This window comes from Vibrio sp. JZG120 (assembly GCF_053890955.1).
Genome location: NZ_JBSRRK010000020.1, coordinates 19,931 through 34,310 on the forward strand (window position 1 = coordinate 19,931; position 14,380 = coordinate 34,310).

The following is a 14,380-nucleotide window of genomic DNA, read 5'->3' on the forward strand; positions in this document are numbered from 1 at the left end:
TCTTCCAAAATACTTGTTAATGAGTACACTGAGTAAACCGTGCGCTAAAAGCCGCACGGTTTTTCATTTTAATTAGATTAAGAAGTCAAAGGAATCATTCTAATGAGCAAACCCATTGTATTGAGTGGTGTTCAACCGTCAGGTGAACTAAGTATCGGTAACTACTTGGGTGCTCTACGTCAATGGCAGCAGATGCAAGACGATTATGATTGCCAATACTGTGTAGTAGACCTTCATGCGATTACGGTTCGTCAGGATCCTAAAGCACTGCATGAAGCGACATTAGACGCACTGGCAATTTGTCTGGCAGTTGGTGTTGATCCGAAGAAGAGCACGCTATTTGTTCAGTCACACGTACCAGAGCATGCTCAACTTGGTTGGCTTCTTAACTGTTACACGCAAATGGGTGAGCTGAGCCGTATGACTCAGTTTAAAGACAAATCGGCACGTTACGCAAATGACGTAAACGTGGGGCTGTTTGATTACCCTGTGTTGATGGCAGCAGATATTTTGCTTTACGGCGCACACCAAGTGCCAGTTGGTAGCGACCAGAAACAGCATCTTGAGTTAGCACGTGATATCGCAACGCGTTTTAACAACATCTACTCACCAGAGAGTCCGATTTTTACCGTTCCTGAGCCGTACATTCCAACAGTCAATGCACGTGTGATGAGTCTTCAAGACGCGACGAAGAAAATGTCGAAGTCAGATGATAACCGTAAGAACGTGATTACTCTGCTTGAAGAGCCAAAGTCGATCATCAAGAAGATCAACAAGGCGCAAACAGACACCGAAACCCCACCAAGCATTCGCCATGATATCGAGAACAAAGCGGGTATCGCGAACCTAATGGGACTTTACTCTGCGGCGACAGGAATGAGCTTTGAAGATATCGAAGCCAAGTACAAAGGCGTAGAAATGTATGGCCCATTTAAGAAAGATGTTGGCGAGGCGGTTGTAGCAATGCTGGAGCCAATTCAAGCAGAATACCATCGTATTCGCGCTGATCGTGCTTACATGGATGAGGTAATGCAGCAAGGTGCAGAAAAAGCATCGGCTCGCGCTGCTGAAACGCTGAAGAAAGCATACAAAGCGGTAGGCTTTGTCGCTCGCCCATAGTCGCTAAGAATAGATTACAAAAAGCTCCACGTTGGTGGAGCTTTTTTTATACTTTTTACTGGAATGGCGTGTCTTTCATGCAACGTTCCATATCGTAATATTCAACACGTCCTCGAGCACCTAAAAAGGTGGACTTCACCACCATGCCTCTATCAATGAAGTAACTGAGCTGCACGCATGATATATCGTAGCTAAGTTCTTTAATTCTTGCTGGGATCCAGTAGGTTCCTGGTGTTCTTAGACGCTGGGTAAAAGTAATAACACCCTCGTCACTGACCTCTAACTCTTCAATTCCATCCAGCTCATTTTTGGCTGATTCGATGATGTTTTGATTCGCGGTAGGTTGAAGTGGCTCACTGGCGGTCAATTGACATCCCGTTATCAAGCCAAGTAAGAAGAGAGCTAGCGCACTGCGTTGAATTTTTTTCATTTATCGTTCCTGGGTTTACAGCTAATGAGATCTTAATGTCTCGCGCAGGTGTTATATCTTTTGTGTATGAATTTGGCTAGTGAATAAGGAGAAGTTATTGAGCAAATGATGAAAATTTTGAAGTATGAGGGTCATGCGTAAGAAAAAGCCGAGCGAATAATAGGTGACTTAAGTTTAGACATGGCTATAAAAATGAAAATCAAAGCTTTCTAAATTAGTGATTAATTATATTTTCATTTATAACAAAGTGAGCTTGGTTAATAAGCCACTTCACGAGCGATGTATTTTCTACTCCTTAACATGAAGTGAAAAAATAAACTGAGTAATTAATCTAAATTTTGATTTGTTTATCAATAGCGTTATGTATTTATTACAAAAAATGTTTGAATGGGATGTTCTGGCATATTTTCTTACATTCACATGTGATTCATTTCACGGCTTTAATTGCTCATTCTTATTTATTTCATAAATAAACCTGATAGTAGACGCAAATGGTAGGCTCTGATCAGAGCTAAGTTTGCATTTACATAAATATCAGGTATGACAATGGACACGTTAATCAAACCCTCAATACTCGCACTAACCATCGCCAGTGCACTTAGCGCAAACGCGAACGCAGAGATTATTATTTCCCAGTATGTGGAAGGCGGCGCTTATAATAAAGCGGTCGAGATCGCCAATACAGGTGATACTGCGGTGACACTCACAGGCTATGAATTAGCAAAATCTTCGAATGGTGGCGGCTCGTGGGGCAGCACTCTTGATCTTAGTGACGTAACGTTACAAGCGAAGCAAGTGTATGTGCTTGCTCATGGCGATGCGAGCGAAGCAATAAAGGCGGTTGCGGATTACACTGATAAAAATGTAGCGAACTTTAACGGCGACGATCCGTTGGCACTTCTTAAAGATGGGGAAGTGCACGATATATTAGGTGTGATGGGGGACGTGGATTTCGCTAAAGACACCACGTTAGTTCGTAACAGTGATGCGCTTACACCTTCAACTACCTACCAATCCACTCAGTGGACAGCCTTACCTAAAGATAATATTGATGGTTTAGGGGAATTAAATACAACTGAGCCACCTGCGCCATTTGCTTGTGAAGTAGGTGGACAAGAACCAGCCTTTACCACCATCCAAGAGATTCAAGGTGAAGGTGCTTCTTCTCCATTTATTGATGGTTACCCTTACATCACGACCGAAGATCACTTCGTAACTGGTGTGGTCAGTGCGGTAACAACAGGCTTAACTAAAGGCTTCTACCTGCAAGCACTTGAGAATGATGGCAACGACAAGACATCTGAAGGTTTGTTTATTCACACCGATGTTGCCGATACAGAGCTGAAAGCCGGTGATGTTGTTTGTGTGAAAGGGAAAGTACAAGAGTATTACAGCAACACTCAGCTTTCTTCTGATGCAAACAGTTATATAAAAACAGGCACATCTAACGCCTCTTTGGTTACTCCGTTAACGATTAAGGAAGGGGAAACACTACGTGATGCACTAGAGCGTCATGAAGGTATGCAAGTTGAGCTCAGCTCGGCTAGCGAACTTTTCGTTACTCGTAACTTTTCTTACGATTATGACTCTCGACGCAACAACATGATGTTGTCTCATGAAGCACCGTTGTTTAAGCCGACTCAATTGCATGCAGCAGAGAGTGACGCTGCGGTTGCCCTTGCCAAAGAGAATGCGGCCAACCGTATTTACTTGGAATCGGATAGCAAAGCGCCAAATGGTCAAATCCCATATTTCCCAACGTTTGCACAAGATCTTGACCAAAATGGCTCTTCAGAGCAGCACATTCGCCTAGGCTCTCGTGTCGAAGGCCTGCAAGGTGTGGTGAATTACAGCTACAACGAGTACCGCCTAATTGCGACCAATGAAGTCGATAGCAGCAACTTTGTCACGTCAGGTGATGACTTTGACGTTGCGCGTAAAGCGGCGCCAGCCATAGCCGATTCTGATTTACGAGTAGCGAGCTTCAACGTTCTTAACTACTTCACTTCGGTTGCTGACAGCGGGCACGACAACCCAACCGGGCAAAATCGTGGCGCAACAAACCTTGATGAGTTCTTGATCCAGCAAGCGAAAATCGTTTCAGCGATGAATAAGATGGACGCGGACATCATTGGCTTGATGGAAGTGGAAAACAACGGCTTTGGTGATGGTAGTGCTATCCAAAACTTGGTTGATGCTTTAAACGCTGAGATTGATGACGTGGAAGATCATTACACGTATGTCGAAATCGAAGAGCAAGATAAATACCAAGAGGAATACTTTGGCAGTGATGCGATCATGGTGGCGATCTTATATCGTGCTAACGCAGTAACACCAAAAGAAGCAGCAAAAGTCATTGTGACGCCAGAGCAACATATTGCAGAGAACACCATTACTCGTAAAGAGGGCACTGAAAGTAACCCTGCATACGACAAATATCAACGCCATAGCTTATTACAGACCTTTACAGTGAAAGAGACTGGCGAAGATCTTTCAGTGGTCGTGAACCACTTTAAATCGAAAGGTTCTGAATGTATTGAAGAGTGGATTGCTGGTGTAGAAGACTCAGAACCCGCGGATCTGCAAGGTAACTGCAACAACTTCCGTGTTTCTGCTGCGAAAGTCGTTGGTGAAGCGCTGAAAGATATTGATGGCGATGTGCTCGTTATGGGCGATTTGAACGCTTACGGCAAAGAAGATCCGTTACTGACCCTCACTGATTACTCACAAGAGAAATACGGCCGTGATATCTACACTGCCGCTTACACAACCATTGGTGGCGGTGAGCTTCAAGTAGAGAAAACCAAGATTGAAAAAGGCTACGGTCTGCACAATTTAAACACCTTGCTGCATGGCGCTGATACGTTCTCATACACCTATTCAGGTGAGTTGGGGAACTTGGACCATGCATTGGCAAGCAGCAGTTTAGCGCAAAAAGTGGTGGCGATTGAAGATTGGCACATCAACTCACTAGAAAGTAACTTGTTTGAATACAGCAGCAAATACACGGGTGACATGCCGAAGTACAAAGATGCGTTCTCAGCGTCTGATCATGATCCAGTGATTATTGCTATTGATTTGCCAGATGATGATATCGATTTACCGAAAGCGGGTGAAAACTTAGCTATTGATGTACGTCTACCACCAACTGCGGTTGCGGGCGATATTGTGACAGTGAACTTAACAGCATCTACGCAAACGGCCGCGACAAGCAGTGATGCAAAAGTTTACTCGGCTAGCCAAACCTTGACTCAAACTGACATTGACGCACGCAGCGTGAATATTGAGTTTGAACAAGCGCCAGAACAAGGTAATTACCAGTTAGAAGAGAAAGTGACAGACTCGACAGGCAACGTCGTTAAGTTTAGCTCTGTTCGTGATGTCTCAATGACGCAAACTGAAACGGGTGCAGAAGGTTCGAAGGACTCAGATGGTGGTTCGTTTGGTTTTGGCGCGCTACTCGCGATGCTTGGACTTGGCTTAGTACGTCGCCGCAACTAAGCCTTTATCTCCTAAAATACAGCTGTAAAGACCAAAGGCCAGCCGATGCTGGCCTTTTTATTGCACAAAGACTTGCCTTTCTAGTTTGGTGTTGCAAAATACCGCCCTTAATTGTCGCAAACCAGACAATCATCTCTTAAGTCTTGCCTAAACGGATTGGAGCAGCTGACACTCTATGTTGTTGATCATCGATAACTACGATTCTTTCACTTACAACCTCTACCAATACTTTTGCGAGCTTGGCGCTAGTGTAAAAGTCGTGCGTAACGATGAAATCGACATTCAAGGGATTGAAGCGTTGAACCCAACTCACTTGGTGATCTCACCTGGACCGTGTACGCCAAACGAGGCAGGTATCTCTCTACAAGCTATAGAATACTTCGCTGGTAAGCTTCCAATATTGGGTGTTTGCCTTGGTCATCAAGCGATAGCGCAAGTGTTTGGTGGGGAAGTCGTGCGCGCTCGACAAGTAATGCATGGGAAAACGTCACCTATTCGTCACAATGGTCGCAGTGTGTTTAAAAACCTGAATAACCCACTCACCGTAACCCGTTATCACTCTCTCGTGGTGAAAAACGGTACGTTACCCGATGTGTTTGAACTGACCGCATGGACTGAGCTGCCGGATGGAAGTATGGACGAAATCATGGGTTACCAACATAAAACTCTGCCAATTGACGCAGTGCAGTTTCACCCAGAATCGATCAAAACAGAGCAAGGTCACGAGTTGCTCGCGAACTTTTTAGCACGTAAAGCGATCTGATCGCGATCACTTTTCTTAACAAATCATTCATCTTTTTGCCGAGGTGAGTGGATTGCAAAACTATGCGGTTCATTCTGGCCTCTTTGTCTATTCATGTCTTTTTAAACCTTCTATCCCCTGTATTACATAACATTTATAAAAAATCGCTTCTCTATTTTACTTTCTTGATGCATAAATAGTCATAAGCAGTGATTAATGGAAGTTGCTTTCGAGAACGAAAAGAATAAATCACTATTGAAATGGTTAATTAAATGTAAATACAATGCCGCAATAGCTTAAATGCAAAACATTATTTGCTGGCAAAGAGCGCCGGTTAAATTCGCTTATCTGCTACGCATGCGGTATCAAGAAGGAATGTGCAATGACAACGGAAATTAAAGTAGAGCGCGGTTTATTCGATGAGGTAATGGTACCTTGCTATAACCCGATGGAAATGATCCCTGTTAAAGGTGAAGGTTCACGTGTTTGGGATCAGGAAGGTAATGAATATATCGACTTTGCTGGTGGTATTGCAGTGAGCTGTCTTGGCCATTGTCATCCAGTAATGGTAAATGCATTAACAGAGCAAGCTAATAAGCTTTGGCACTTAAGTAACGTGATGACGAACGAACCAGCACTTCGTCTGGCGAAAAAGCTAACAGAAGTGAGCTTTGCTGAGCGCGTATTCTTTGCTAACTCTGGCGCAGAAGCGAACGAAGCGGCACTTAAGCTGGCACGTCGTTACGCTGCTGACGTACATGGTGCTGAGAAATCAGAAATCATCGCATTCAAACAAGGCTTCCACGGTCGTACGTTCTTCACCGTAACGGTTGGTGGTCAAGCGGCTTACTCTGACGGTTTTGGTCCTAAGCCTGGTGACGTTACCCACTTACCTTACAATGATATCGAAGCACTACAGGCACACATGTCTGATCGCACATGTGCGGTGATGATGGAGCCGCTACAAGGTGAAGGCGGTATCGTGCCACCAACGCCTGAGTTTGCTCAAGCAGTACGTGAGCTGTGTGACAAACACAACGCGCTACTGATCTTCGATGAAGTGCAAACCGGTAATGGTCGTACAGGTAACTTCTACGCTTACCAAGGTTTAGGTATTACACCTGATATTCTAAGCACCGCGAAATCACTTGGTGGCGGTTTCCCAATCGGTGCAATGCTGACTACTGCAAAATTAGCAGAGCACATGAAAGTCGGTACACACGGTTCAACATACGGCGGTAACCCACTCGCGTGTGCTGTAGCAGAAGCAGTTGTGAAAGAAGTTACTAAGCCTGAAGTGTTGGCTGGTGTGCTAGAACGCGAAGCGATGTTCCGCGAAGGTCTAGAGAAGATCAATGCTAAGTACAACATCTTCTCAGAAGTGCGCGGTCAAGGCCTATTGCTTGGCGCTGCACTAAATGAAGAATGGCAAGGCCGCGCACGTGATGTTCTCGTCGCTGCGGGCAAACAGGGTCTAATGGTATTGGTTGCGGGTGCCAATGTCGTACGTTTCACACCATCACTCGTTATCACACAACAAGAAATTGAAGAAGGCTTGGCGAAACTGGATAAAGCGATCGCGACTTTAGTTTAAGCGCGATATCAGTTTCAACGTCAACGCAGCCCCCCGTCAAGGATCTCTGATGGGGGAATTGTTCCTACAATATAGTTAGGATCTTCTTGCATCTGGAGGGAGTATTGATGCTAGTAGTTCGCCCTATCGCGATGTCGGATTATGACGCGCTGCACACTTGTGCGGTGGAGTCTGGTCACGGATTTACATCTCTACCGGTTAACGAAGAACTGTTAACCAATCGAATCAAACACTCAGAGTACAGCTTTGGTAAGCCAGATGTGGCAGAACCAGGTGATGAAGGCTACCTGATGGTCGGCTTTGACTCTGAAACGGGTGAGGTTGCGGGTACCACCGGAATCGAAGCATCTATCGGCTGGGATGTCCCATTTTACTCGTATCACATTAGTAAAGTGGTGCACTCGTCACCAAAGCTTGGCGTCAATAATGTCGTCAAACTGCTTACTTTTGGTAATAACTACACGGGTAACAGCGAAATTTGTACCTTGTTCTTGCGTGAGAAATTCCGCCAAGGTCTGAATGGTCGTCTAATGTCGAAGTGTCGTTTCCTCATGATGGCTGAGCACCCAGAGCGTTTCTCTGAAACGATCTTTGCGGAGATGCGTGGTGTTTCAGACGACGCAGGCAACTCGCCGTTCTGGCAATGGTTACAAGAGCATTTCTTCTCCATCGATTTCACGCTTGCGGATTACCTCACAGGTATCGGCAAGAAAGGCTTTATTGCTGACTTAATGCCGAAGCTGCCTATTTACATCAACCTGTTGAGTCCAGAAGCGCAAGCCGTGATTGGTCAAGTACATGACAATACTCGCCCAGCATTAAAGCTGCTTGAGCGTGAAGGCTTCACTAACCGTGGCTACGTGGATATTTTCGATGCGGGTCCAACCGTTGAATGTGACTTACGCAATATTGAATCGGTACGTCACTCGTTCCGTGCGCAAGTGAAAATTGCACAACATAGCAGTACGCAAGACTTCTTGATGTGCAACTCATCGTTCGAAAACTTCCGCGCAGCAGTCACCAAAGCGGCGTATGACCCTGAAACACAAAGCGTCATGATCGCACCAGACGTTGCGGATGCACTTTTGGTTGAGGAAGGGGATTTTGTTCGCCTTCTTCCGCAGTAACAGACGACAGAATTTAAGGATAGAAACAATGACACATTGGATTGCAGGTGAATGGGTACAAGGTCAGGGTGAAGCATTTACGTCTCTGTCGCCTTACAACCAAGAAGTGATCTGGCAAGGCAACGGTGCAACGGCAGAGCAGGTGAATCAAGCGGTATCTGCAGCGCGTGAAGCGTTTATTGACTGGAAAAAACGCCCATTTGCAGAGCGTGAAGCGATCGTGTTGGCTTTTGCTGAGAAAGTAAAAGAGAACAGCGAAAAAATCGCCGAAGTCATTGCCAAAGAAACTGGTAAGCCAATTTGGGAAACGCGCACTGAAGCAGCGGCAATGGCAGGTAAAATTGCCATCTCTATTCGTGCTTACCATGACCGCACCGGTGAAGCGAGCCGTGAAGCGGCGGGCAACCAAATTGTGTTACGTCATCGCCCACTGGGCGTGATGGCGGTATTTGGGCCATATAACTTCCCTGGTCACTTACCAAATGGTCACATTGTGCCTGCGTTACTAGCGGGTAACACTGTTGTGTTCAAGCCATCCGAGCAAACACCTTGGACTGGCGAGCTAGCTATGAAACTTTGGGAAGAAGCAGGTCTGCCGAAAGGCGTGATCAACCTTGTCCAAGGTGCGAAAGAAACCGGTATTGCGCTTGCTGATGCGAAAGGCATTGATGGCGTACTGTTCACGGGCAGCGCGAACACAGGGCATGTATTGCACCGTCAATTTGCGGGTCAACCTGGCAAGATGTTAGCACTAGAAATGGGTGGTAATAACCCGATGGTGATCTCTGATAAATACGGTGATTTGGATGCCACGGTGTACACCATCATCCAGTCAGCGTTTATCAGTGCTGGTCAACGTTGTACGTGTGCTCGTCGTTTGTACGTGCCATTGGGTGAGAAAGGTGATGCGCTCATCACGAAACTGGTTGAAGCGACGAAGAATATTCGCGTAGACCAACCATTTGCAGAGCCTGCGCCATTTATGGGGCCGCAAATTTCCGTTGCCGCAGCCAAGTTCATTCTCGATGCACAAGCGAACCTACAATCACTTGGTGGTGAAAGCTTGATTGAAGCTAAAGCAGGAGAGGCGGCGTTTGTTTCTCCCGGCATTATTGATGTAACGAACATTGCTGAGCTACCAGATGAAGAGTACTTCGGTCCACTTCTGCAAGTGGTGCGTTATGAAGGGCTAGAAAAAGCCGTAGAACTGGCGAATGACACGCGCTTTGGTCTCTCTGCTGGTTTAGTTTCAACTGACGACCAAGAATGGGAATACTTCGTTGACCATATTCGTGCTGGGATCGTGAACCGTAACCGCCAGCTCACAGGTGCAAGTGGTGATGCGCCATTTGGTGGTCCTGGTGCGTCAGGTAACCTACGTCCAAGCGCTTATTACGCAGCAGACTACTGTGCGTACCCGATGGCATCAATGGAAGGTCAAGAGACTATCTTGCCTGCAACATTAAGCCCAGGTGTGGCGCTATAAGTTTTAATAACAGAGTCGCAACCATGTATTGCGGCTCACTTTGCCGGCGAATCATTTAGGTATGGGTTGTAGTGATCGTTGGCAGAACACGGAAAGTGAGCAAAGACTCGGAAAAGCGTGTTGACTGACTGGCATTTACCGTCACAGGTTGATGGCTGCTCGTTCATTATTCTGGACAACTTTTCGTTGTGAACGAGCAGTCAACTTCCGCTTACCTTTTAACTCTACATCTCGTAACAAGGAGTCGTTATGACGCCCGATGTGTTATTTGAATCGCTATGGCAAGATTACATTCAACGTCTTTGCCCCTCTGCTGCGAAAGTACATCAGCTGCTTCAAGAAGATGAGCCTCTGATTAATGATCATATAGCTTTACGTACCTTCAATATTGCGCCTCTTGGTATCGAAACCTTAGCTAAACCATTTGTAGCCATTGGCTATCAGGCATGTGGTGACTACGTTTTCGAAAGTAAAAAGCTGGTTGCTAAACACTATGAGCACCCTGATCCGAAGCAACCTAAAGTCTTTATTAGTGAGCTAAAAGTTGAGGAGTGTTCACCTGAGCTGCAAGAGATTGTGAAAAAGCTGGTGGCACAAGTCGATGCAGGCAAGCTGAACGATAGCGCATTCTTACATGGTGGACGCTTGTGGGATTTAAGCTTTGCTGACTACCAAACGTTGGCTAAAGAAAGTGAGTATGCATCTTGGTTGGCTGCGCATGGTTACGGCGCAAACCACTTCACGGTGAGCGTTAACCAGCTCAATGAATACGAAGAAGTGAAGCAAGTAAACGATCACTTACGTACGGCCGGATTTACCATTAATGAAAACGGCGGGGAAGTGAAGGGCACTCCTGAGGTGCTGCTAGAACAATCATCGACCATGGCGGATAAAGTGGCGGTTCGCTTTAGCGAAGGCACTGAAATTATCCCTGGTGGCTTTTACGAGTTTGCTAAGCGCTACCCGATGGAAAACGGTGAGCTGTACCCAGGTTTTGTGGCGGCTTCAGCGGACAAAATCTTTGAAAGTACGAATGGCTAACTTTTAGGGTTAACCTTTCGGCTAACCAACTTGCTCATTAGTCTTTTGTTGCTCTGAGCTTAATGTGGTTACAAGACAAATAAAAAGCCACCAATGTCGCCATTGGTGGCTTTTATAATTTTGTTCGCGTCACTCTGGTTTGAGATTAACGAGTACCGTAAACCACGATAGTTTTACCGTGCGCAGAGATTAAGTTCTGCTCTTCTAACATTTTCAAGATACGACCTACTGTCTCACGAGAACAGCCAACGATTTGACCGATTTCTTGACGAGTGATCTTGATTTGCATGCCGTCTGGGTGAGTCATTGCGTCTGGTTGTTTTGCAAGGTTCAGAAGCGTCTGAGCGATACGACCAGTTACGTCTAGGAACGCCAGGTCACCCACTTTTTGGCTAGTTACTTGAAGACGACGAGCCATCTGCGCAGAAAGGCGCATTAGGATGTCTGGGTTTACTTGGATAAGCTGACGGAATTTCTTGAAAGAAATTTCAGCAACTTCACAAGGAGATTTAGCACGAACCCAAGCTGTGCGCTCTTGGTCTTCCTCGAATAGACCAAGTTCACCAATAAAGTCTCCTTGGTTTAGGTAAGAAAGGATCATCTCCTTACCTTCTTCGTCTTTGATAAGAACCGCAACAGAACCTTTAACGATATAGTACAAAGTTTCTGCCTTTTCGCCCGCGTGAATTAGCGTGCTCTTTGAAGGGTACTTATGAATATGACAGTGTGAAAGAAACCACTCTAATGTTGGGTCGGTTTGAGGTTTACCTAGAACCATAATATCTCACTTCCTCTGCAGGGTACGCTTGCGCTATCCATATTTTAGCTAAGCCTGAATTAGGCCTACTAGAATAAGAGCACTTTTTATATGCTGCAAGCTCTCTTGTGTTTCGGTAAGAAATAGTATCCTTTTTCGAAAACGATTTCTTGATTTTAATCGTGCCATGATTGAGATTTTGTAAGCAAAACTGTGCACATGATCACGGTATGAAAAGTAAACATCTTCGCAGGCAGGTTTTTAGCCAATTTTCCCTGTTTCGATGAGCTGTTGTAGGATAGGCCGAACTATGAGCTCCATTGCAAAGCTCATCTTACCGCCTGGCACGACAATCGTGTTGTGGCGTGACATGAATGAGCCATCAATCATAGCCAGGAGATATGGGAAGTCGACTTTCTTTATCCCACGCAAGCGAATTACGACAAAGCTCTCATCCAGGCTTGGGATACCCTTCGCATTAAGGGGGTTGGAGGTATCGACCGTTGGGACGCGCTGAAAGTTAATATGAGTGCGAGAAAATTGCGGAGTGATGTAGTTAAGATAATCGTCCATCGAGCGCACGATAGAATCCATTACTGCTTCTCGTGAATGACCGCGGTCACGAGTATCACGCACAAACTTTTGGATCCACTCTAAGTTTACGATTGGTACCATACCAATCAAGAAATCCACATGCTGCGCAACATTAACATCGCCATCCACAACACCGCCGTGCAAGCCTTCATAGAAGAGAACGTCACTGTTCTCCGGTAAGTCCTGCCACGGTGTGAAGGTTCCAGGCATTTGATTATAAGGTACGGCCTCGTCAAAGGTGTGTAGGTAGCGACGTACGCTGCCTGCGCCATCGTGACCATATTTACGGAAAAACTCTTCCAATCCTGGAAAGTCATTAGCTTGAGGGCCAAAGTAGCTAATGTGTCGACCTTGCTCGCGCGCTTTACGGATTTCTATATCCATTTCAGGGCGAGTAAAGCGATGGAAGCTGTCGCCTTCAACCCATGCGGGTTTAACGTTCATCATATTGAACATCTTACGGAAGGCTTCAGATGTAGTGGTCGTGCCGGCACCGGATGAACCAGTAACCGCAATAATTGGGTGTTTAGCTGACATGACAAACCTTGTCGAAAATTACTTACCTGTAATGTGCAGTAGGCTGCTACTGCACGGTCGATAACCCACTATAGCACGTAACAATGCCTTGTCATTGAGTGGGGTACGGTAAAATGTGAAGGGTCTAAAATTTTGTTTTTACCTGAATATCGACGGTTTCGTGCAGTTCAGAGAACACGATAACCGCTTCGCCTTTTTCTAATTGAGTTTTTACTTGATCCACTTTGTCTTGCAAAGAAATCTCGACGGTTCCGTAATCCGTGCCTTCACGTAAGACGAATTCACGAATTAAGTTTTCCAATGTTTCTGGCGCAATGTCTTGCCATGGAATGATCATAAATACCTCGAACTTTTATGATGAGCGGCTAGTTTACTGCTTTCGCTGCTTGGATACAGCAGAAAGGTAATCTGCAGCAATACTTTCGTAATACGCTGGCAGCGCTTCTTCCAACCAAAATTTCGGCTTGAGCGCTGAACCTGTAAGGAAACCAACATGCCCACCGTGCTCAAAGAGACGGTAATCAATATTATCTGGCAGAACAAATTTCGGGATCACATCGTCGGTCATGAATGGATCGTCTTTGGCGTGAATGATCAGTGTCGGTAGCGTGATCTGTTGTAATTTACTTAAGCCAGAACATTGATCGTAATAATCTTGTGCGTCTTTAAAACCGTGCAGTGGTGCCGTGATCAAATCATCGAATTCATACAATCGTGTGACACGTTTTATTGAGTTGTAGGACAAAGCGAGCTCGCCATGCAACAAGTGATGTTTTTGCAATGCGTTGCGTTTGAGCGAAGAGAGCAGGTAACGGCGATACACTTTCGAAAAGCCTTGTTCAATACGGTTCGCACACGCTGCTAGGTCTAAAGGCGCTGAGATAATGGTCGCCGCGTTCAAAATGGGGTGGTCTTTGTATTGGGCTAAATAATTCGCCAACATGTTACCGCCAAGAGAAATACCAACCGCAACTTTGGGGTTATCAGGAAAGCGTTGCTCAAGGTGCTCTAAGAAGTGGCGGGCGTCAGTCACTTCACCAGAATGATAGGCGCGAGCTTTCTTGTTTGGCTTACCGCTACAACCGCGGAAATGCATCATCACCGACAGCCATCCGGATTGAGCAAATGCATTCATTAGGCCATTGGCGTAAGGGCTATAGAAGCAGCCTTCTAGTCCATGAAATAAAACAAAAATCGGCTTTTTTTGCGCAGGTTCTTGGGTTGGGTCCTCGCTCCATGCGAGATCGAGAAAGTCTCCATCGGATGTATCGAGGGTTTGCCAAATCGGCGTAAACAACGCTTTTTTGCGAATAAAACGCGGTAAAAGCGTTTGAAGATGCGGGTTTTTGATCCCGGCGGCTGCGAAAAATTGTGTCATACCTAACTGCTCTTATGCGGTTCTTCGGTGTCAGTTGAAGAACTTATTAATATAATCCTTTATAAAGATTATAG

General features: G+C 45.7%; 12 protein-coding genes. 7 read left to right on the forward strand and 5 right to left on the reverse strand.

Translation table 11 applies throughout. The annotated features are described in order from the left end of the window. Window positions 1-102 precede the first annotated feature (102 nt). Entirely contained in the window at window positions 103-1,119 is a 1,017-nt protein-coding gene (gene trpS, locus ACWPOD_RS22310) for a tryptophan--tRNA ligase (RefSeq protein WP_005395367.1), read from the forward strand. Between the two features lie 55 nt (window positions 1,120-1,174). On the opposite strand, the gene ACWPOD_RS22315 is transcribed toward trpS, so the two are convergent. Further along, window positions 1,175-1,549, reverse strand: a complete 375-nt coding sequence (locus ACWPOD_RS22315; RefSeq protein WP_167426181.1) for a hypothetical protein — start codon at window positions 1,547-1,549, stop codon at window positions 1,175-1,177. Window positions 1,550-2,095: 546 nt separating this feature from the next. Here ACWPOD_RS22315 and ACWPOD_RS22320 point away from each other — a divergent pair. The 6 genes from ACWPOD_RS22320 to ACWPOD_RS22345 all read left to right on the forward strand — a co-directional run bounded on the left by ACWPOD_RS22320 (window position 2,096) and on the right by ACWPOD_RS22345 (window position 11,040). Next, window positions 2,096-5,050: an ExeM/NucH family extracellular endonuclease gene (locus ACWPOD_RS22320; protein ID WP_456232246.1), complete on the forward strand. Its 2,955-nt coding sequence runs from the start codon at window positions 2,096-2,098 to the stop codon at window positions 5,048-5,050. A 175-nt stretch (window positions 5,051-5,225) separates the two neighbouring features. Continuing rightward, entirely contained in the window at window positions 5,226-5,813 is a 588-nt protein-coding gene (locus tag ACWPOD_RS22325) for an aminodeoxychorismate/anthranilate synthase component II (protein WP_005397690.1), read from the forward strand. Window positions 5,814-6,174: 361 nt separating this feature from the next. Next, entirely contained in the window at window positions 6,175-7,386 is a 1,212-nt protein-coding gene (locus tag ACWPOD_RS22330; RefSeq protein WP_167426183.1) for an aspartate aminotransferase family protein, read from the forward strand. Between the two features lie 107 nt (window positions 7,387-7,493). Then, window positions 7,494-8,513, forward strand: coding sequence for an arginine N-succinyltransferase (gene astA / locus ACWPOD_RS22335; protein WP_124009053.1), 1,020 nt, complete (start codon window positions 7,494-7,496; stop codon window positions 8,511-8,513). A 28-nt stretch (window positions 8,514-8,541) separates the two neighbouring features. Further along, the gene (gene astD / locus ACWPOD_RS22340) at window positions 8,542-9,999 is read left to right on the forward strand and encodes a succinylglutamate-semialdehyde dehydrogenase (protein ID WP_005397684.1); all 1,458 of its coding nucleotides are present in this window, start codon (window positions 8,542-8,544) and stop codon (window positions 9,997-9,999) included. A 249-nt stretch (window positions 10,000-10,248) separates the two neighbouring features. Then, window positions 10,249-11,040: a DUF1338 domain-containing protein gene (locus ACWPOD_RS22345; RefSeq protein WP_005397681.1), complete on the forward strand. Its 792-nt coding sequence runs from the start codon at window positions 10,249-10,251 to the stop codon at window positions 11,038-11,040. Between the two features lie 145 nt (window positions 11,041-11,185). On the opposite strand, the gene crp is transcribed toward ACWPOD_RS22345, so the two are convergent. The 4 genes from crp to ACWPOD_RS22365 form a co-directional block, all read right to left on the reverse strand. Then, the gene (gene crp, locus ACWPOD_RS22350) at window positions 11,186-11,818 is read right to left on the reverse strand and encodes a cAMP-activated global transcriptional regulator CRP (protein WP_005381432.1); all 633 of its coding nucleotides are present in this window, start codon (window positions 11,816-11,818) and stop codon (window positions 11,186-11,188) included. A gap of 240 nt (window positions 11,819-12,058) precedes the next feature. Continuing rightward, entirely contained in the window at window positions 12,059-12,928 is an 870-nt protein-coding gene (locus tag ACWPOD_RS22355) for a phosphoribulokinase (RefSeq protein WP_005397679.1), read from the reverse strand. Window positions 12,929-13,052: 124 nt separating this feature from the next. After that, on the reverse strand, window positions 13,053-13,265 hold the full coding sequence (locus tag ACWPOD_RS22360; protein WP_048626696.1) for a YheU family protein: 213 nt from the start codon (window positions 13,263-13,265) through the stop codon (window positions 13,053-13,055). Between the two features lie 33 nt (window positions 13,266-13,298). Next, window positions 13,299-14,306: a hydrolase gene (locus tag ACWPOD_RS22365; protein ID WP_046874535.1), complete on the reverse strand. Its 1,008-nt coding sequence runs from the start codon at window positions 14,304-14,306 to the stop codon at window positions 13,299-13,301. Window positions 14,307-14,380 lie beyond the last annotated feature (74 nt).